The sequence below is a fragment of the Pseudomonas sp. ATCC 43928 genome, from assembly GCF_005938665.2.
Lineage (GTDB): Bacteria > Pseudomonadota > Gammaproteobacteria > Pseudomonadales > Pseudomonadaceae > Aquipseudomonas.
Genome location: NZ_CP041753.1, coordinates 2,189,588 through 2,207,869 on the forward strand (window position 1 = coordinate 2,189,588; position 18,282 = coordinate 2,207,869).

Annotated in this window: 20 protein-coding genes; 12 read left to right on the forward strand and 8 right to left on the reverse strand. The window is 58.9% G+C overall.

Features of this window, described 5'->3' with window-relative positions:
- Positions 1-7: 7 nt before the first annotated feature.
- Positions 8-586, reverse strand: a complete 579-nt coding sequence (locus tag FFH90_RS09925; protein ID WP_018930294.1) for a CsiV family protein — start codon at positions 584-586, stop codon at positions 8-10.
- 10 nt (positions 587-596) lie between these two features.
- The gene (gene mfd, locus FFH90_RS09930; RefSeq protein WP_018930293.1) at positions 597-4,046 is read right to left on the reverse strand and encodes a transcription-repair coupling factor; all 3,450 of its coding nucleotides are present in this window, start codon (positions 4,044-4,046) and stop codon (positions 597-599) included.
- A 354-nt stretch (positions 4,047-4,400) separates the two neighbouring features.
- Between mfd and FFH90_RS09935 the strand changes: the two genes are divergently transcribed.
- A complete protein-coding gene (locus FFH90_RS09935) occupies positions 4,401-5,864 on the forward strand; it encodes a glyceraldehyde-3-phosphate dehydrogenase (protein ID WP_026286742.1) in 1,464 nt (487 codons plus the stop codon).
- 92 nt (positions 5,865-5,956) lie between these two features.
- Here FFH90_RS09935 and FFH90_RS09940 read toward each other — a convergent pair whose 3' ends face one another.
- From FFH90_RS09940 to FFH90_RS09950, 3 genes are all read right to left on the reverse strand, one after another.
- On the reverse strand, positions 5,957-6,646 hold the full coding sequence (locus FFH90_RS09940) for an endonuclease (RefSeq protein WP_138867070.1): 690 nt from the start codon (positions 6,644-6,646) through the stop codon (positions 5,957-5,959).
- Positions 6,647-6,650: 4 nt separating this feature from the next.
- On the reverse strand, positions 6,651-6,941 hold the full coding sequence (locus FFH90_RS09945) for a DUF1654 domain-containing protein (RefSeq protein WP_064616810.1): 291 nt from the start codon (positions 6,939-6,941) through the stop codon (positions 6,651-6,653).
- 164 nt (positions 6,942-7,105) lie between these two features.
- The gene (locus FFH90_RS09950; protein WP_018930289.1) at positions 7,106-8,194 is read right to left on the reverse strand and encodes an asparaginase; all 1,089 of its coding nucleotides are present in this window, start codon (positions 8,192-8,194) and stop codon (positions 7,106-7,108) included.
- Between FFH90_RS09950 and FFH90_RS29945 the strand changes: the two genes are divergently transcribed.
- From FFH90_RS29945 to FFH90_RS09990, 9 genes are all read left to right on the forward strand, one after another.
- On the forward strand, positions 8,175-8,333 hold the full coding sequence (locus tag FFH90_RS29945; protein WP_167331207.1) for a hypothetical protein: 159 nt from the start codon (positions 8,175-8,177) through the stop codon (positions 8,331-8,333). The two genes, FFH90_RS09950 and FFH90_RS29945, sit on opposite strands and share 20 nt — an antisense overlap.
- A gap of 197 nt (positions 8,334-8,530) precedes the next feature.
- Positions 8,531-8,983 (forward strand): hypothetical protein, encoded by a 453-nt coding sequence (locus FFH90_RS09955; RefSeq protein WP_111455368.1) that lies wholly within the window; start codon positions 8,531-8,533, stop codon positions 8,981-8,983.
- Positions 8,984-9,159: 176 nt separating this feature from the next.
- Positions 9,160-10,116: a sugar ABC transporter substrate-binding protein gene (locus tag FFH90_RS09960; RefSeq protein WP_019582837.1), complete on the forward strand. Its 957-nt coding sequence runs from the start codon at positions 9,160-9,162 to the stop codon at positions 10,114-10,116.
- A 56-nt stretch (positions 10,117-10,172) separates the two neighbouring features.
- Complete coding sequence (locus FFH90_RS09965) at positions 10,173-11,726, forward strand: sugar ABC transporter ATP-binding protein (RefSeq protein ID WP_111455369.1); 1,554 nt, start codon at positions 10,173-10,175, stop codon at positions 11,724-11,726.
- Positions 11,723-12,700 (forward strand): ABC transporter permease, encoded by a 978-nt coding sequence (locus FFH90_RS09970; RefSeq protein WP_007940220.1) that lies wholly within the window; start codon positions 11,723-11,725, stop codon positions 12,698-12,700. Before FFH90_RS09965 ends, FFH90_RS09970 begins: the two co-directional genes overlap by 4 nt.
- Before the next feature lie 3 nt (positions 12,701-12,703).
- On the forward strand, positions 12,704-13,723 hold the full coding sequence (locus FFH90_RS09975; protein ID WP_019649606.1) for a LacI family DNA-binding transcriptional regulator: 1,020 nt from the start codon (positions 12,704-12,706) through the stop codon (positions 13,721-13,723).
- Between the two features lie 60 nt (positions 13,724-13,783).
- Positions 13,784-14,701 (forward strand): ribokinase, encoded by a 918-nt coding sequence (gene rbsK, locus FFH90_RS09980; RefSeq protein WP_138867071.1) that lies wholly within the window; start codon positions 13,784-13,786, stop codon positions 14,699-14,701.
- Positions 14,698-15,102: a D-ribose pyranase gene (rbsD, locus tag FFH90_RS09985; protein WP_138867072.1), complete on the forward strand. Its 405-nt coding sequence runs from the start codon at positions 14,698-14,700 to the stop codon at positions 15,100-15,102. Before rbsK ends, rbsD begins: the two co-directional genes overlap by 4 nt.
- Before the next feature lie 33 nt (positions 15,103-15,135).
- Complete coding sequence (locus tag FFH90_RS09990; RefSeq protein ID WP_086945278.1) at positions 15,136-16,164, forward strand: nucleoside hydrolase; 1,029 nt, start codon at positions 15,136-15,138, stop codon at positions 16,162-16,164.
- Positions 16,165-16,202: 38 nt separating this feature from the next.
- Here the strand turns inward: FFH90_RS09990 and FFH90_RS09995 are convergent, their stop codons facing one another.
- Positions 16,203-16,415 carry a hypothetical protein gene (locus tag FFH90_RS09995; RefSeq protein WP_018930281.1) on the reverse strand — a complete coding sequence of 71 codons (213 nt, stop codon included), beginning with the start codon at positions 16,413-16,415 and terminating at the stop codon, positions 16,203-16,205.
- A gap of 132 nt (positions 16,416-16,547) precedes the next feature.
- On the opposite strand from FFH90_RS09995, the gene FFH90_RS10000 reads away from it, so the two are divergent.
- Entirely contained in the window at positions 16,548-16,853 is a 306-nt protein-coding gene (locus FFH90_RS10000; RefSeq protein ID WP_018930280.1) for a hypothetical protein, read from the forward strand.
- 167 nt (positions 16,854-17,020) lie between these two features.
- Positions 17,021-17,338 carry an I78 family peptidase inhibitor gene (locus FFH90_RS10005; protein ID WP_018930278.1) on the forward strand — a complete coding sequence of 106 codons (318 nt, stop codon included), beginning with the start codon at positions 17,021-17,023 and terminating at the stop codon, positions 17,336-17,338.
- 65 nt (positions 17,339-17,403) lie between these two features.
- On the opposite strand, the gene FFH90_RS10010 is transcribed toward FFH90_RS10005, so the two are convergent.
- Together FFH90_RS10010 and FFH90_RS10015 are read right to left on the reverse strand one after the other, a co-directional pair.
- On the reverse strand, positions 17,404-17,616 hold the full coding sequence (locus FFH90_RS10010; protein ID WP_003179963.1) for a cold-shock protein: 213 nt from the start codon (positions 17,614-17,616) through the stop codon (positions 17,404-17,406).
- 290 nt (positions 17,617-17,906) lie between these two features.
- A complete protein-coding gene (locus tag FFH90_RS10015) occupies positions 17,907-18,209 on the reverse strand; it encodes a hypothetical protein (RefSeq protein ID WP_138867073.1) in 303 nt (100 codons plus the stop codon).
- Positions 18,210-18,282 lie beyond the last annotated feature (73 nt).

An 18,282-nucleotide genomic window follows, 5' to 3' on the forward strand; every position in this document is an offset into this window, starting at 1 on the left:
GCTTCAATCAGTCCGGAATTTCATCAGGGACTGGCCGAGGTGCAGGGGCGGTCAGCGAGGTGATTTTGATCAACAGGCCCAGGTGACCATTGTCGAGGAAGTTCAGCAGGCCGTTCTTGGTGTGGCTTTCCTGCTTCAGGCGTTCGCTGGCGGTGACCATGCCGTTGGCGTCAATCTGATTGACCCAGAAGTCGGCGTCGACGTCAGTGAAACGCCCCAGTTTCAGGTTCAACGTGCCCTCGATCGGGAATTGGCCGAACTGTTCCTTGCCTTCGCTGATCGCGATTTTGCTGGCTTCTTCACCCAGGTTCTGTTGCCAGGCCTTGTGCAGCAACACCGTGTACTCGTTGCTGGCAGTGAGTTTTTCCACTTCGGCATTCAGGCTTGGCGTGCGAAAGCTGTCGGGGCTGATGCGTTGGGCACCGGCAGCCCAGTCTTCTGGCGCGGCTCGGCTGACGATGGCAGGCACGGCGTTTTGCCGTACCAGAATCATTTCAACCTGATACAGATCAGCGGCAAACGCGGTCGAGGCGAGCAGCGACATCAACAACGTCATCAGCAAGGTCAGTGAGCGAAACAGGCGCATGCGGCGTCCTTCAAGCAGTGGTCGGAATGAGGCGCTCGAATAGCGCCTCTACAGTATTAAAGCGTTCTTCGGGGCGCTCCATCGGCACGAGGAACTTGAACATCGTGGCGCCTTCGAATTTGTAGCGTTTGGGCTGGCTCTGGATCAGTTTGATCAGTGTCAGCGGGTCGACCGGGGTCTGTGCCGCGAATTCGATCCGACCGCCTTGCGGGCCGCCGTCGACTTTCTTGATGCCCAGCTGTTCGGCTTGCAATTTCAGCGCCGTGATCCGCACCAGGTTCTTGGTCGGTTCCGGCAACAGGCCGAAGCGGTCGATCATCTCCACTTGCAGGTCCTTGAGGCCTTCCTCATCGGTGGCCGAGGCAATGCGTTTGTAGAGAATCAGTCGAGCATGAACGTCCGGCAGGTAGTCTTCAGGAATCAACGCCGGTACACGCAGATTGACTTCCGGACCGCCACCCAGCGGTTGATCGAGGTTCGGCTGTTCGCCCTTGCGGATCGACTTCACCGCACGCTCGAGCATTTCCATGTACAGCGTGAAACCCACGGCCTGGATCTGCCCGCTCTGGCCGTCGCCCAGCAGTTCGCCGGCGCCACGGATTTCCAGGTCGTTGGTGGCGAGCACGAAGCCCGCGCCGAGGTCCTGGGTGTTGGCGATCGCTTCCAGACGCTTTTCCGCGTCGGGAGTGATTTGCTGGCGTGGCGGTGTCAGCAGGTAAGCATACGCCTGGTGGTGACTGCGACCTACCCGGCCACGCAACTGGTGCAACTGGGCCAGGCCGAACTTGTCGGCGCGCTCGATGATGATGGTGTTGGCGCTCGGCACGTCGATGCCGGTCTCGATGATGGTCGAGGCGATCAGCACGTTGAAGCGCTTGTGGTAGAAGTCGCTCATCACCTGTTCGAGTTCACGTTCGCGCATCTGCCCGTGGCCGATGCCGATCCGCGCTTCCGGCACCAGTTCGGCGAGGTCGGCGGCGCATTTCTCGATGGTCTTCACATCGTTGTGCAGGTAGTAGACCTGGCCGCCACGTAGCAACTCACGCAGCAGGGCCTCTTTGACCGTGCTCTTGTTCTGCTCCATGACGAAGGTACGCACCGACAAGCGACGGGCCGGCGGTGTGGCGATGATCGACAGGTCGCGCATGCCCGACACCGCCATGTTCAGCGTCCGCGGAATCGGCGTTGCGGTCAGTGTCAGGATGTCGACTTCACTGCGCAGTGCCTTGAGCTGTTCTTTCTGACGGACACCGAAACGGTGCTCTTCGTCGATGATCACCAGCCCCAGGTTTTTGATTTTTACGTCATCTTGCAGCAGCTTGTGTGTGCCGATAACGATGTCGATCTTGCCTTCGGCCAGGTCCGCAACCGCGGCGTTCACTTCCTTGGCCGACTTGAAACGGCTCATCACTTCCACGGTCACCGGCCAGTCGGCAAAGCGGTCGCGGAAGCTGTTGTAGTGTTGCTGGGCGAGCAGGGTGGTCGGCACCAGAATCGCCACCTGACGACCGCCGTGCACCGCGATGAACGCCGCGCGCATGGCCACTTCGGTCTTGCCGAAACCGACGTCGCCGCAGACCAGGCGATCCATCGGTTTGGGCGCGAGCATGTCTTCGCGCACCGCTTCGATGGTGGTTTGCTGGTCCGGAGTTTCTTCGAACGGGAAACCGGCGCTGAAGGTCGCGTAATCGGCTTTGGGGTCGGCGAAGGCATAACCCTCGCGAGCGGCGCGGCGGGCATAGATGTCGAGCAACTCGGCGGCCACGTCGCGCACCTGTTCGGCGGCTTTGCGCTTGGCTTTCTGCCAGGTCTCGGAACCGAGGCGGTGCAGCGGGGCCAAGGCATCGTCGCTGCCGGTGTAGCGAGCGATCAGGTGCAGGTTGGCCACCGGCACGTACAGCTTGGCGCCTTCGGCGTATTCGAGGGTCAGGAACTCGGCGGCCTGGTTGTCGATTTCCAGGATCGTCAGCCCCAGATAACGCCCGACACCATGATCGATGTGCACCACCGGCGCACCTTCGCGCAGCTCGGTGAGGTTTTTGATCACCGCATCGTTGTTTGCGTCGGCGCGTTTCTCGCGGCGACGGCGCTGCATCACGCGCTGACCGAACAATGGGCTTTCGGCAACCAGAGCCAGGGCAGGGTCGTCCAGCAACAGGCCTTCGTCGAGCGGGGCAATGGTGATCGCCAAGCGCTCTTTGCTAGCGACAAAGTCCGGCCAGCTGTCGACGGTTTTCGGTCGCAGCTTCAAGCGTTCGAGCAATTCCAGCAGCACTTCACGACGGCCCGCGGACTCGGCGGTAAACAGCACGCGGCCGGGGAATTCGTCGAGGAAACTGGCCAGCGCCGCCAACGGCTGAGTGGCCTTGGCTTCGATGGCCAGGTTCGGCAGCGGCTGAGCCGGGAAGCGCTCGCGGCCGACACCGGTTTCGACGTCTTGTTGACTGGCCACCACACGGGGCCAGCTCTTCAGGCGCGCAAAGCAGTCTTCCACCGGCAGGAACAACTCGGCCGGTGGCAGTAAAGGACGGGACGGATCGACGCGGCGCTCTTCATAGCGGTTGCGCACATCGTTCCAGAAATTTTCCGCAGCCTGTTCGATGCCCGGCAGGGAAAACACTTGCGTGTCCTGGGGCAGGTAATCGAACAGGGTGGAGGTTTCCTCGAAGAACAGCGGCAGGTAGTACTCGATGCCCGCCGGCGTAATCCCGCTGCTCAAATCCTGGAAAATCGGGCAGCGACGGAAGTCGACATCGAAGCGCTCGCGAAACCGCGCCTTGAAACGGGTCACGGCTTCTTTCTGCAGCGGGAATTCCTTGGCCGGTAACAGTTTGACCGAGTCGACCTTGTCGATGGAACGCTGGTTTTCCGGGTCGAAAGTGCGCAGGGTTTCGATTTCGTCGTCGAACAGGTCAATGCGATAAGGCAACTTGCTGCCCATCGGGAACAGGTCGATCAGCGAGCCACGCACAGTAAATTCGCCATGCTCGTACACGGTATCGACGTATCGATATCCGGTGGCTTCAAGCCGGGTGCGCATCTGCTCGACATCGAGTTTCTGGCCGACATCCAGCACCAGGCTGCTGCCGAGCAGGAATTTGGTCGGCGCCAGACGGTGCAGGGCAGTGGTGATCGGCACCACCAGAACGCCATGCGCCAGCTCCGGCAACCGATACAGGCTGGCGATGCGTTGCGAGATGATGTCCTGGTGTGGCGAGAACAGGTCGTAGGGCAGGGTTTCCCAGTCGGGGAAGTGCAGAACAGGCAAATCCGGGGCGAAGAAACTCAGCTCCTGTTCCAGCCGTTCGGCACTCTGGCTGTCGGCGGTCAGTAGCAAGGTAAAGCGCTTGGCAGCGCTGGCGGCCTCGGCGATGGCCAGGCTCAGGGCGGCACCGGGCAGGTTGCCCCAGTGCTGTTTACCTGCCGCGGCAGGGAGAAGCGGTAGACGCAGAACGGGCACGGAAGGTTGAGCTCCAAGCGTTGCGACAAAGTCGGTAATTGTAACGGTCTCGGGTGCCGGCTGTCAGTTGCAGACTGTGTCTATATACACAGGGTGAGCAAAATGTAGTGGTAATGACAAAAACTGGCGATTTAATACTGGAAATGTAGTGCCAAAACCGCTCGGTGTTACGGATGGTTACGGACACTGTGGCGTTATCGTCGAAAAATTGACTGTGCTGAAAGCCCCGTATTTACTGGGCTGGCGCGGGGCGTGATTTTTTTGAACGGAATTTTGTTACCGCTCGTGCGACAGGCGCGCATTGCTACGGGAGGCACTCGGCGGCATAATGTAGCCCCTTTTTTCTGCCCCTACATGTGGAAGGTTCCCGTGACTCAGAAGCCCGACCAGTGTCTTGGTGAATGGATCGACCGTGAAGCACTCGCAGAAGCGATGATTCCGCTTATCGGTCAGCTCTACCGCAATAACAACGTGGTGAGCTCGATCTATGGCCGCAGTCTGATCAACCAGTCTGTCATCGCGATTCTCAAAGCTCACCGCTTTGCTCGCCATCGCCAGTCCGATGACAGCGAATTGTCCGTCCACGAAACATTCCCGCTGCTCAAGGCAATGAGCGAGCTCAAGCTCGGCGCTGCTTCGGTAGATCTGGGCAAGTTGGCCGTCAAGTTCAAGGCCGAAGGCAATGGCCGTACCGCCGAAGCGTTCGTCCGTGACGAACTGGCTGATGTGGTCGGCAAGCAGAATGGTTCCGGCCGTACCGGCACCGACGTTGTCCTGTACGGCTTCGGTCGTATCGGTCGTCTGCTGGCGCGCATCCTGATCGAGAAAACCGGTGGTGGCGACGGCCTGCGTCTGCGCGCCATCGTTGTCCGCAAGGGCGCCGAGAACGATCTGGTCAAGCGTGCCAGCCTGCTGCGTCGCGACTCGGTGCACGGTTCGTTCAACGGCACCATCACCATCGATGAAGCCAACAACACCATCACCGCCAACGGCAACCTGATCCAGGTTATCTACGCGAAGAACCCGACTGAAGTGGACTACACCCAGTACGGCATCAAAAACGCGCTGCTGGTGGACAACACCGGTGTATGGCGTGACGCCGACGGCCTGGGCCAGCACCTGGCCTGCCCGGGTATCGACCGCGTTGTTCTGACCGCGCCTGGCAAAGGCAAGCTGAAGAACATCGTTCACGGTATCAACCACGGTGAAATCACCGCTGACGACAAGATCGTTTCTGCCGCTTCCTGCACCACCAACGCTATCGTGCCGGTGCTGAAAGCTGTCAACGACAAGTTTGGCATCGTCAACGGTCACGTTGAAACGGTTCACTCGTACACCAACGACCAGAACCTGATCGACAACTTCCACAAAGGCAATCGTCGTGGCCGTAGTGCCGCGTTGAACATGGTGATCACCGAGACCGGTGCTGCCACTGCTGCCGCCAAGGCGCTGCCTGAACTGGCCGGCAAGCTGACCGGTAACGCGATTCGCGTTCCGACGCCAAACGTGTCGATGGCCATTCTCAACCTGAACCTTGAGAAAGCCACCACCCGTGAAGAGATGAACGAGTACCTGCGCTACATGGCGCTGCACTCCGATCTGCATAAGCAAATCGACTTCGTCAATTCGCAGGAAGTGGTTTCCACCGACTTCGTGGGCTCGCGCCACGCAGGCGTAGTGGACGCTGAAGCGACCATCTGCAACGACAACCGCGTTGTTCTGTACGTCTGGTACGACAACGAATTCGGTTACAGCTGCCAGGTAGTTCGCGTGATGGAAGACATGGCCGGTGTAAACCCGCCAGCATTCCCGCGCTAAGCCTTAGCCGCACATGAAAACGCCCCGACTTTGGTCGGGGCGTTTTTGTTTGTGCGGGGCGCAATCTGCCGGGAGAAAGTGCTGGCAGCCGGTTAGCCGCAAGCCTTCATGTCTACGGGGCCGACAAACTCGTTGCCGCGGCCCATCACGCACGCCACGCTCTGGTTGCGCTGACGTTCCCATGCCTGAACCGGGTAGGTCTTGTTCCAGGCTTCGTACAATTGCCGATCCTGTTTCGACAGGCGTAAGCCGTACTGCTTGCTCATGTAGAAATACGTTCGGGCGATCATGCCGCGAATGGAAGGGCGGGGCATGACCTTCTTCGCCTTGAAGTCGATCTGAGTCAGGCACGAGCCATATTGACCCGATTGCACGGGTAGCCAGCCGAAACTGAAATTGCTCCGATCGCCATTCACCTCGCCGATGCTGGGTACCAGATTGTGCAGGTCGGCCTCAGCTTTTTGATAGGTCGGGTCGTAGCGCGTGCAGTTCTTGCGACCTCCTTGTTGCCAGCATTGACGCTGATGGCCGATCTGCCAGGCCGGGACAATGTGTTCCCACTCGATGCGCGAGGCGCGCTTGGCGTTTTTGCGTGGCACATAACCACAGGCGGCGAGGTTCACGCGGTTGCCGGTGTATTTGCAGCCGCAATAAAACTCGGTGGATTGCGGAGCGTACAACTTCCAGGCGACTTTCTTGGCTTCGTTGAAGGTGCGTGGGGCGCCAGCCTGGGCACCAAGGGTGATGAGCAGAAACAGCAAAGCAAACCAGCGGACGCTCATTGACTCAATCTTCCTTCGGCACAACCCAGAAAATCTGCACGCCGCCATCGTCGCGATGGGCGAGGGTGACGTTGTCGTTCTCATCGATTTCTTCGAGCAAACGCTCCCACTCATCCACGGGTTCGTCCGGAAGACGGAAGATCAGTGCAGCTTTGGCTTTCTGGGCGGTGGGGGAATTGATGATTTTCTGAATGCGCATACCCAGGCGTTCGTAAGCGTCAGGAGAGGCGGAGGTAGTGGCCACGGAGTTATCCTTATTAAGCTGTACGTGCATACAGTATTTAACTGTAGGCATTTTCGCAACTGCTTAAAATTCAAGAAAATCTTCTGACAGTGGTTTTTTCCGTTTGGTGTAGGGCGAAGGGAGATTTTTTATCGGAAAGAGGTCGTGAACCACTCGCCAGGACTGGCGAGTGGTGACAGCGGTGCCCGACCGCGAACGGGTCGGGCGCGGGCGAATCAGTACTCCCAGAACATCCGTTGCAGCTCTTTGCTGTCGTTGGTCTTGGTCAGTGCGACCATGGCCAGGATGCGGGCTTTTTGCGGGTTCAGGTCGTGAGCAACAACCCAGTCGTACTTGTCGTCAGGCTGTTCAGCGTTACGCAGCACGAAACCGCCGGCATTGACGTGAGAAGAGCGAATGATTTGTACGCCGTCTTTGCGCAAGGCCTGCAGGGCGGGAACCACGCGGGACGATACCGAGCCATTGCCGGTGCCGGCGTGGATGATGGCTTTGGCGCCCGACTGCGCAAGGGCTTTGTAGGCGGTGTCGCTGACGTTGCCATAGGAGTAGGCAATTTCGACGTCAGGCAGACTCTTGATGGTTTTGATGTCGAATTCCGAGTCCATGGTGTGACGCTTTGCCGGCAGGCGGAACCAGTAGGATTTGCCTTCGACCACCATGCCCAACGGCCCCCAGGCACTTTTGAACGCCTCGGTCTTGATGTTGATCATTTTGCTGACATCGCGACCCGACTGGATTTCATCGTTCATGGTCACCAACACGCCTTTGCCGCGCGCGTCTTTGCTGCTGGCCACGGCGACGGCGTTGTACAGGTTCAGCATGCCGTCGGCCGACATGGCGGTGCCAGGGCGCATGGAGCCGACGACGATAATCGGCTTGTCGGTTTTCTCCACCAGGTTCAGGAAGTAAGCAGTTTCTTCCAGGGTGTCGGTGCCGTGGGTGATGACAATGCCATCGACGTCTTTGCTGTCGGCCAGTTCAGCCACGCGACGTCCCAGTTGCAGCAGGTTGTCGTTGGTGATGCTTTCGGATGCGATCTGCATGACTTGTTCGCCGCGAACGTTGGCCAATTGGCTCAGTTCCGGAACTCCTGCGATCAATTGTTCGATGCCGACTTTCGCCGCTTGGTAGGTGGCGCTGTTGGCGGCGCTGGCGCCAGCGCCGGCAATGGTGCCGCCGGTGGCCAGGATCACCACGTTCGCCAGTTTCTGTTGGGTTTCGATTTCTTTTGCCTGAAGGGCTGTAGGCAGAAGCATAAGCAGGGCCAAGGCGCCCGGAATAAAAGTGTTGAAGGCAGATTTCATTATTGTTTTCTCTAGTAGTGAGGCGGTGCAGATGCAAGTTCATCTAGAAGCGCCCCAAGCAGATCTGAACGCCGGGGGTGTAGAAGAAGAGCAGGATCTGTACCAGTCGGACGCTGGAGAAGGTGATCTTTTAACCTGATGATTTTTATCAATATTGTTGCCGTGGCTGGCGATACTTCGCGCCTGGCTGTCCGGGTTTCCGAATATGTTCAGCTTTTATGTTCGGCTCACCGACCTTCATTGAGAAGGTCGCCTTGCAAAATCGAAAATCGGTGCTAAAGAAAACCCCGCACAGGTCGATGCTCCTTTAAAGGATCTATTTTTTCAGGAGTTCACATGTCGTTTACTGTCGGTTTTGCAAATGCAGGCGCAATCACTATCGGGGGTAAATCCCCGGCGACCATCAACGACTTGAGTGAAGCAACATCCGACGCCTCGGCCCAGGCGCTGGGCGAAGAGCAGGGCGACGACAAGCAGGTCAGAACCGGTGGCGGCGCGGCGGCTCAGAGCGAAAGCAAATCCGAGAAAACCAGCAGTCAGAGTATTGCGGTGCAGGTATTGCTCAAGCGCATGCAGGAACTGCAGCAGCAACTGCGCGAACAGCAACAGCAACTGGCGGCCGCTCAGGCGGCGAATTATTCGACCCCGGAAGCCAAGGCCAGCGCAGTCATGACAATCCAGGGGCAAATCGCCAATACCAGCGCTGCGCTGGCGCAAGTGACCGGCAATCTGGTCAAGGAGCTGGCCAAGGATTCCAGCGGTGGCGGTCTGGTCAACACCACGGCGTGATAAAAAAACGGGTTGGTTTTTGCCAACGGATACACAGAACAGGTCGTTGACAAATCTCGGCAGGGTTCGCATAGTTCGGTCTACGCAAACGTTTGCGCGGTCGCCGTCGATGGGTTGATCCATTGATGATCCAGCGCAAGCGTTGCTAAGAATAATCATAAGATCGGAGTGAACCCATGAAGCTGCCATTCGCTGGACGTCTTCTCGCTGTCGCTATGCTGGCTGCCGCATCCGCCGCGTTGCCTGTCTCTTCGGCATTCGCCGCAACCCCTGAAAAACCTAAAGTCGCGCTGGTCATGAAATCCCTGGCCAACGAGTTCTTCCTGACCATGGAAGACGGCGCCAAGGCCTACCAGAAAGACCACTCCGGCGACTTCGAGCTGATCTCCAACGGCATCAAGGACGAAACGGACACGGCCGGCCAGACGCGCATCGTCGAGCAAATGATCCTGTCCAAGGTCAACGCGCTGGTCATCGCTCCGGCAGACTCCAAGGCCATGGTCCCGGTCATCAAGAAAGCAGTCGATGCCGGTATCACCGTGATCAACATCGATAACCAGCTGGACCCGGCTGTCGTCAAAAGCAAAAACATCACCGTTCCATTCGTAGGCCCGGACAACCGCAAAGGTGCGCGCCTGGTGGGTGAATACCTGGCCAAGCAACTGAAGGCCGGTGACGAAGTCGGCATCATCGAAGGCGTTTCCACCACCACCAACGCCCAGCAGCGCACTGCCGGCTTCAAGGATGCGATGGAAGCGGCGCAGATCAAAGTCGTGTCCCTGCAGTCCGGCGATTGGGAAATCGACAAGGGCGGCAAAGTGGCCTCGTCGATGCTCAGCGAATACCCGAACATCAAGGCCCTGCTTGCCGGCAACGACAGCATGGCGGTCGGTGCGGTCTCTGCCGTACGTGCCGCCGGCAAGGCCGGCAAGGTGCAAGTGGTCGGTTACGACAACATCAATGCGATCAAGCCAATGCTCAAGGATGGCCGTGTCCTGGCCACCGCCGACCAGTTTGCTGCCCGGCAAGCAGTGTTCGGCATTGAGACCGCGCTGAAAATCATCAAGGGCGAGAAAGTCGATAGCGGCGCCAACGGCGTCATCGAAACTCCGGTAGAGCTGGTTACCAAGTAGTCTTTCTGGCGACACAACGGTGCTCGCCCCTTGGGGCGGGCGCATGGAGAGTTTTTATGTCAGTTTCCGCCCCGAACGCTGTCCTCTCGGTCAGCGGTATCGGTAAGACCTACGCTCAACCAGTCCTGACCGGCATCGACCTGACGCTGATGCGCGGCGAAGTGCTGGCGCTGACCGGCGAGAATGGCGCCGGCAAAAGTACGCTGTCGAAAATCATTGGCGGGCTGGTCACGCCGACCACCGGCCAGATGCAATTCCAGGGTCAGGATTACTGTCCCGGCAGCCGCAGCCAGGCCGAAAAGCTGGGCGTGCGCATGGTCATGCAAGAACTCAATCTGTTGCCGACATTGTCGGTGGCGGAAAACCTGTTCCTCGACAACCTGCCCAGCCTCGGTGGCTGGATCAGCCGCAAGCAACTGCGCAGGGCGGCGATCGAGGCCATGGCTCAGGTCGGCCTCGATGCCATCGATCCGGACACCCTGGTCGGTGAGCTGGGTATCGGTCACCAGCAGATGGTGGAAATCGCCCGCAACCTGATCGGCGATTGCCATGTGCTGATCCTCGACGAGCCGACCGCGATGCTGACGGCCCGTGAAGTTGAAATGCTCTTCGAGCAGATCACTCGCCTGCAGGCGCGCGGCGTGGCGATCATCTACATTTCCCACCGTCTCGAAGAACTGGCACGGGTGGCCCAGCGCATCGCGGTATTACGCGACGGCAACCTGGTCTGTGTCGAGCCGATGGCCAATTACAACAGCGAGCAACTGGTCACCCTGATGGTCGGCCGTGAGCTGGGCGAGCACATCGACATGGGCCCGCGCAATATCGGTGCTCCGGCCTTGACGGTCAAAGGGCTGACCCGTTCCGACAAGGTTCGCGATGTGTCCTTCGAGGTGCGCGCCGGCGAGATCTTCGGGATCTCCGGTTTGATCGGGGCAGGGCGCACCGAGTTGCTGCGCCTGATCTTCGGCGCCGATACAGCTGACAGCGGCACCGTCGCGCTGGGGTCGCCGGCTCAGGTGGTGGATATTCGTTCGCCGGCCGACGCGGTCGGTCATGGCATCGCGCTGATCACCGAAGATCGCAAGGGCGAAGGCCTGCTGCTGACGCAATCGATCAGCGCCAACATTGCCCTGGGCAATATGCCGGTGATTTCCAGCGGCGGCTTCGTCAACAACGGTGACGAGATGTCGCTGGCCCAGCGTCAGATCGACGCCATGCGCATTCGCAGCTCCAGCCCGACGCAATTGGTCTCGGAATTGTCCGGCGGCAATCAGCAGAAAGTGGTGATCGGCCGTTGGCTCGAACGCGACTGCACGGTGATGCTGTTCGACGAGCCGACCCGAGGCATCGACGTCGGCGCCAAGTTCGACATCTATACATTGCTCGGTGAGTTGACCCGTCAGGGCAAAGCACTGGTGGTGGTGTCCAGCGACCTGCGCGAACTGATGCTGATCTGTGACCGCATTGGCGTGCTGTCGGCAGGGCGTCTGATCGACACCTTCGAGCGTGACAGCTGGACCCAGGATGATTTGCTTGCCGCCGCGTTCGCCGGCTACCAAAAACGTGATGCGTTGCTCAACGAAGCAGCGCCTAGGGATCTTCCATGAATACTGCAACTCTGGTCGGCAAACGTAGTGGCAATTTTTACGGCCTCGGCACTTACCTGGGCCTGGCCGGTGCCTTGCTGGCGATGGTCGCGCTGTTCTCTGTGTTGAGCAGCCATTTCCTGTCTTACGACACCTTCAGCACCCTGGCCAACCAGATTCCCGATCTGATGGTGCTGGCGGTCGGCATGACCTTCGTATTGATCATCGGCGGAATCGACTTGTCGGTGGGTTCGGTGCTGGCGCTGGCGGCGTCGACAGTCAGCGTGGCGATTCTCGGCTGGGGCTGGAGCGTGCTGCCGGCAGCGTTGCTGGGAATGGGCGCCGCGGCACTGGCGGGCACTATCACCGGTTCGATTACCGTGGCTTGGCGGATTCCGTCATTCATCGTGTCCCTCGGTGTGCTGGAAATGGCGCGGGGGCTGGCGTATCAAATGACCGGTTCGCGCACCGCCTATATCGGTGATGCCTTCGCCTGGCTGTCCAATCCGATCGCATTCGGCATCTCGCCATCGTTCATCATCGCCTTGCTGATTATCTTCATCGCCCAGGCTGTGCTGACGCGTACGGTGTTCGGTCGTTACCTGATCGGCATCGGCACCAACGAGGAGGCGGTGCGTCTGGCGGGGATCAATCCGAAGCCCTACAAGATTCTGGTCTTCAGTCTGATGGGATTGCTGGCCGGTATTGCTGCGTTGTTTCAGATTTCTCGCCTGGAAGCGGCGGACCCGAATGCCGGCTCCGGTCTGGAACTGCAAGTGATCGCTGCGGTGGTGATCGGCGGCACCAGCCTGATGGGCGGGCGCGGTTCGGTGATCAGCACGTTCTTCGGTGTACTGATCATCTCCGTGCTGGCGGCCGGTCTGGCGCAGATCGGCGCGACCGAGCCAACCAAACGCATCATCACCGGTGCGGTTATCGTGGTGGCGGTGGTGCTCGATACCTATCGCAGTCAGCGCGCAAGCCGGCGGACCTGAGTCATGGCAACGATCAAGGATGTAGCGGCACTCGCGGGCATTTCCTACACCACGGTTTCCCATGTGGTGAACAAGACGCGGCCAGTCAGTGAGGAAGTGCGGATCAAGGTCGAGGCGGCAATCAAAAGCCTCGACTACGTGCCCAGCGCCGTGGCTCGCTCGTTGAAAGCGAAAACCACCGCGACCATCGGCCTGCTGGTGCCGAACAGCCTCAACCCGTACTTCGCCGAGCTGGCCCGTGGCATCGAGGATTACTGCGAGCGCAATGGCTATTGCGTCATTCTCTGCAATTCCGATGACAACCTGGACAAGCAGCGCAGCTACCTTCGCGTGCTGCTGGAAAAACGCATCGACGGCTTGATCGTAGCGTCTGCCGGTGGTGACAGCAGCTTGGCCGAAGGCCTGACGGGCGTGCGTACGCCGATGGTGATCGTCGACCGTGACCTGGAGGGTGTCGATGCGGACCTGGTGCGCATCGATCACGAATACGGTGCCTATCTGGCGACCCGGCACTTACTGGAGTTGGGGCATCGGGACATCGCCACGATTGGCGGCCCGGCGAGTACCAGCGTGGCGCAGATGCGTCTGGCCGGTTATTGCCGGGCGTTGAAAGAGGCGGGCGTCGAGGTGCCGCGCGAGCGCATGCTGGAAAGCGACTTCACCAGCACCGGCGGTTACAACGCCGCCGCGATCCTGCTGGAAAAGAACCCGCCCAGCGCGATCTTCGCCGGCAACGACATGATCGGCATCGGTGTGTTGCGTGCCGCTGCCGAGCGCAATATTCGTGTGCCCACCGAGCTGTCGGTGATCGGTTTCGACGATATCCAGATGAGCCGTTACGTCTATCCGGCGTTGACCACCGTGGGTCAGTCAATCCTGCAACTTGGCGAGATGGCGGCCGAGGTGTTGCTGCGTCGGATCGCCGCGCCGGATCTGGCGACCGATCAGCGCATCGTGACGCCCAGTATTGTCCTGCGGGAATCGACCGCGCCGCTGGCCGGTGTGTTTGCCCAATATCGCTGAGCCGAAAGCACCGCTAAACAAAAAAAGCACCGCTGAAATCGAATTGATGAGTAAAGATGTATGCCAGCAAAAGTAGTGGTAATAGGCAGCCTGAACATGGACCTGGTGACCCGGGCGCCACGGCTGCCCCATGGTGGTGAAACGCTGATCGGCCAGTCATTTGCCACGGTTTCCGGCGGCAAGGGTGCGAACCAGGCCGTGGCCGCGGCGCGGCTGGGAGCGCAGGTGTCGATGGTCGGTTGTGTCGGCATCGATGCTTATGGCGAAGCGCTGCGCGGAGCGCTGTTGGCCGAGCGGATCGATTGCCAGGCCGTCAGTACGGTCGAGGATTCCAGCGGCGTGGCGTTGATCGTGGTCGATGACAACAGTCAGAACGCGATCGTGATTGTTGCTGGTGCCAACGGCGCGCTGACCCCTGAGGTGATCGACCTTTTCGACAACGTATTGCAGACGGCGGATGTCATCATCTGCCAGCTGGAAGTGCCGGATGCCACGGTCGGCCATGCTTTGAAACGCGGTCGTGAGCTGGGCAAGACCGTGATCCTCAATCCGGCGCCGGCCAGTCGCCCCCTGCCGGCGGATTGGTATGCGGCCATCGATTACCTGATCCCCAACGAAAGCGAAGCGTCGGCCTTGAGCGGTTTGCCGGTGGATTCCCTGAGCACTGCCGAAGCCGCCGCGACCCGCTTGATCGCCATGGGCGCCGGTAAGGTGATCATCACCCTTGGCGCTCAGGGATCGCTGTTCGCCAATGGCATCACCTTCGAGCATTTCCCGGCACCGAAAGTGAAAGCAGTCGATACCACCGCAGCCGGCGACACGTTTGTCGGTGGTTTCGCAGCGGCCCTGGCGGCCGGCAAAAGCGAGGCCGAGGCGATCCGTTTCGGTCAGGTCGCCGCTGCGCTGTCGGTCACCCGGGCTGGCGCGCAACCTTCGATTCCTACCTTGTCCGACGTACAGGCGTTTAAAGCACCATGAAAAAGACACCTTTGCTCAACGTCGCGTTGTCGCGGCTGATCGCATCCCTGGGTCATGGCGACACCGTTGTGATCGGCGATGCCGGCTTGCCAGTACCGCCCGGCGTCGAGTTGATTGACCTGGCCTTGACCCATGGCATTCCGGATTTCATCAGTACCTTGAAGGTTGTGCTCAGCGAAATGCAGGTCGAAAGCCATGTACTGGCCCATGAGATTCTGGACAAAAAGCCATCGGCCTTGAGCGCGCTGGATGAACTGAATGCCGACGGCGCACTGGGCCGTCGCGAACTGCTCAGCCATGACCAATTCAAGGCGCTCAGCCGACAGGCACGGGCGATTGTTCGTACAGGCGAATGTCAGCCGTACTGCAACATCGTTTTGGTGGCTGGCGTAACGTTCTAACTTCCCGTTCTTCCCACGCACAAGGAGTGCGCTATGCATCGCTATGCTCAGAAACTGCATCACCTGCTTCGGAGTCTGCTGCTTTTGTCCCTGATTACCGCAACAAGCGCCTACGCGGCGGAAAAGATCGACTTGATCATCGACACCGATCCAGGTGCTGACGACGTGGTCGCCTTGCTGTTTGCCCTGGCCTCGCCGGAAGAGTTGAACATTCGTGCGCTGACCACCGTCGCTGGCAACGTGCGTCTGGACAAGACCTCGCGTAATGCGCGTCTGGCCCGTGAATGGGCAGGGCGTGAGGAGGTGCCGGTGTACGCGGGGGCGCCGAAACCGCTGATGCGCACGCCGATCTATGCCGAAAACATCCACGGCAAGGAAGGTCTGTCCGGTGTCACCGTGCATGAGCCGAAGAAAGGCCTGGCCGAAGGCAATGCAGTCAACTACCTGATCGATACCCTGAAGGCCGCCAAACCCCACAGCATCACCATCGCCATGCTCGGCCCTCAGACCAACCTGGCCTTGGCGCTGATCCAGGAGCCTGAAATCGTTCAGGGCATCAAGGAAGTGGTGATCATGGGCGGTGCGCACTTCAATGGTGGCAACATCACCCCGGTGGCCGAGTTCAATCTGTTCGCTGACCCGCAGGCGGCGGAAGTGGTGCTGAAGAGTGGCGTCAAACTGACCTATCTGCCGCTGGACGTGACCCACAAGATCCTCACCAGTGAAGCGCGCCTGCAGCAAATCGCCGCATTGGACAACAATGCCAGCAAGCTGGTGGGCGATATTCTCAACGAATACGTCAAAGGTGACATGGAGCACTACGGCATTCCGGGTGGCCCGGTGCATGACGCCACGGTCATCGCTTACCTGCTCAAGCCGGAACTGTTTACCGGTCGCTCGGTAAACGTGGTGGTCGACAGTCGAGAAGGGCCGACCTTCGGTCAGACCGTTGTCGACTGGTATGACGGCCTGAAGGCACCGAAGAATGCCTTCTGGGTTGAAAATGGCGACGCCCAGGGCTTCTTCGATCTGCTGACCCAGCGCCTGGCTCGCTTGAAGTAAGCCATAGACCCGCAGGTGCCAGCCTGCGGGGTTTTCCGCTACTCGGTATCCGTTGCACTCATGCCCTTATAGTCGTCGGAGTACTTCTCGAGAACCTGGGTTATGAAGGTCTGGGCGGCCTGTGTCCCCAATTCCTTGACCAGCAAATCGATACCAATGATTGCCAGCTCTTCCGGACTGCCCGGGCTGTAAGAGCTGTGGCCCTGTGGCCACTTGATTGTGATATTGGCGTCGATGCTTACGGTGGTCATGATGGCGCTCGTGAAGTCGGGAAAGTCTGAGTGTCGAGTTAACCATTTTGCAGGACGTTTGGCACTCCGACTTAGGCATCAGGAGAGGGCTATGCGACACTTGGTCTTTGACGAATTTTCAAGGATTGTGCTGTGCAGATCGATTTGAACACTCCTGACGGCTTGACCCTCGAAGCAGTGCGTCAGCTACTGGCCTCTGCCAGCGACGATGAGCACACTCAGTTGCGGGTCACCAAGGGCGGCATCGCTTACATTTCGTCGGGTGTCGTGGGTGGTACTGATATCGACGGGCTGCGGTTTCGCCTGGAAACATGGGCCAAGGGCTCGGGTTATGTCGGACGGGTCGCAGCCAGCGATGAGGTGTGGGTCATGCAGATCTTCAACGCGCTGAAAGACAACTGGCCGAATCCGCCGTACGACTACATCGACGTCTATTGAACGCTGTTCATATTCAGTGACGATTGCGGGATGAACGCCAGGGCGATGCTCAGGCAAACTCGCCACTCGTCCAGATCGAGGGCAGGGCGATAGCGCCCGCCTTGAAACCAAACACCAAAATGGCGGTCGCACGATCTCTGCTTAATTTTTGAAAGAAAGGAGGCTTCATGCCTTGGAAGCTCGCATCATTGGGTACGTTGTTGGCCGCCACTCTGCTGGCCGGTTGCAGCAGTACGTCCACCGAGTCGGCAAAGGACCCTGTGGCGACCGATACCGGCCACAGCCGTTGTGAAGCAAAGGCTGCCGAATTCACCATTGGCAAAAAGGCTTCGCCCGAATTGCTGGAGCAGGCGCGTACCCGTGCAGGCGCGCAGAATGCCCGGTTTCTCAAGCCTGATGACATGGTGACTCTGGAGTACCGCTCCGATCGCCTGAACCTGAGCACCGACAGCAATCTGGTGGTCACCCGCGTCAACTGCGGCTGATTGTTTTTGTTTCACCCATAAAAAACCCCGTCACATGGACGGGGTTTTTTTAGTGCGCCAGAAAATTACTCTGGGCGAACTTGTGCAGCTTGCATACCCTTTTGGCCTTTCTCAGCCACGAAGGAAACGGTTTGGCCTTCTTTCAGGCTTTTGAAACCGTCGCTTTCGATAGCTTTGAAGTGTACGAACAGGTCGTCACCGCCACCTTGAGGAGTGATGAAGCCGAAGCCTTTTTCATCGTTGAACCATTTAACGGTGCCGGTTTGGCGATTAGACATGGTGTATCTCCAAGAAACATATATTTTCAGTAGTACTGTGCTGCTCAGGCCAACTGGGCACACCGGAGTATCATAGTCGAAATGTTCGCTTTGGGAGCCCCCCGGACGTGCTGTTTGCCCTACAGTCGCGTTCTCTTTGTTGCTCTGTATGGCTGAAAGCCCCGTTTTAAAAGGCTTTCAGCCGAAAGTAAAGACAATAAAAAAAGCTGTAAAACCTGCATAAATCGTACGAAAAAGCTGAAAACCATCACTTTTTATCAGCGTTGGGCCGAGTCAAAAGGACTTTTTCCTCACTTTTTCGCCGGTGCATTGGCCTTGCATTTCGCGATCTCGCCCAGTGCCTTTTGTTGCAGTTCCGGGGTGGCCTTGTTGTCCATCAGCGACTGAATATCGCTGGCCGGGTAGGATTTGATCGCGTCGGCGCCACAAGCGCAGTGGGATTTTGCCGCAGCAGCGCCAATCTGAGGGGAAGCCGCCTGTGTGCACTGAGCCATGTACTTCTCGCGCTCACCCTTTGGCCAGTCGGCATGGGCGGCCAACGGCAGCAACAGGACGAGGGGGGCGACTACTGCGAATAAACGATTCAGACGCATGCTGAGATGCTCCTTTCGGGTCAATGTCTTTTATCTGATGGGTGACACGGGGTTCAAGTTCAGCACTCTGGCA

Excerpts from the sequence above, each read along its gene's own strand:
- FFH90_RS09925 (WP_018930294.1), bottom strand. The coding sequence starts at position 586 with ATGCGCCTGTTTCGCTCACTGACCTTGCTGATGACGTTGTTGATGTCG.
- FFH90_RS09935 (WP_026286742.1), top strand. The coding sequence starts at position 4,401 with ATGTGGAAGGTTCCCGTGACTCAGAAGCCCGACCAGTGTCTTGGTGAA.
- FFH90_RS09940 (WP_138867070.1), bottom strand. The coding sequence starts at position 6,646 with ATGAGCGTCCGCTGGTTTGCTTTGCTGTTTCTGCTCATCACCCTTGGT.
- FFH90_RS09945 (WP_064616810.1), bottom strand. The coding sequence starts at position 6,941 with ATGCCTACAGTTAAATACTGTATGCACGTACAGCTTAATAAGGATAAC.
- FFH90_RS09950 (WP_018930289.1), bottom strand. The coding sequence starts at position 8,194 with ATGAAATCTGCCTTCAACACTTTTATTCCGGGCGCCTTGGCCCTGCTT.
- FFH90_RS09955 (WP_111455368.1), top strand. The coding sequence starts at position 8,531 with ATGTCGTTTACTGTCGGTTTTGCAAATGCAGGCGCAATCACTATCGGG.
- FFH90_RS09960 (WP_019582837.1), top strand. The coding sequence starts at position 9,160 with ATGAAGCTGCCATTCGCTGGACGTCTTCTCGCTGTCGCTATGCTGGCT.
- FFH90_RS09965 (WP_111455369.1), top strand. The coding sequence starts at position 10,173 with ATGTCAGTTTCCGCCCCGAACGCTGTCCTCTCGGTCAGCGGTATCGGT.
- FFH90_RS09970 (WP_007940220.1), top strand. The coding sequence starts at position 11,723 with ATGAATACTGCAACTCTGGTCGGCAAACGTAGTGGCAATTTTTACGGC.
- FFH90_RS09975 (WP_019649606.1), top strand. The coding sequence starts at position 12,704 with ATGGCAACGATCAAGGATGTAGCGGCACTCGCGGGCATTTCCTACACC.
- rbsK (WP_138867071.1), top strand. The coding sequence starts at position 13,784 with ATGCCAGCAAAAGTAGTGGTAATAGGCAGCCTGAACATGGACCTGGTG.
- rbsD (WP_138867072.1), top strand. The coding sequence starts at position 14,698 with ATGAAAAAGACACCTTTGCTCAACGTCGCGTTGTCGCGGCTGATCGCA.
- FFH90_RS09990 (WP_086945278.1), top strand. The coding sequence starts at position 15,136 with ATGCATCGCTATGCTCAGAAACTGCATCACCTGCTTCGGAGTCTGCTG.
- FFH90_RS09995 (WP_018930281.1), bottom strand. The coding sequence starts at position 16,415 with ATGACCACCGTAAGCATCGACGCCAATATCACAATCAAGTGGCCACAG.
- FFH90_RS10005 (WP_018930278.1), top strand. The coding sequence starts at position 17,021 with ATGCCTTGGAAGCTCGCATCATTGGGTACGTTGTTGGCCGCCACTCTG.
- FFH90_RS10010 (WP_003179963.1), bottom strand. The coding sequence starts at position 17,616 with ATGTCTAATCGCCAAACCGGCACCGTTAAATGGTTCAACGATGAAAAA.
- FFH90_RS10015 (WP_138867073.1), bottom strand. The coding sequence starts at position 18,209 with ATGCGTCTGAATCGTTTATTCGCAGTAGTCGCCCCCCTCGTCCTGTTG.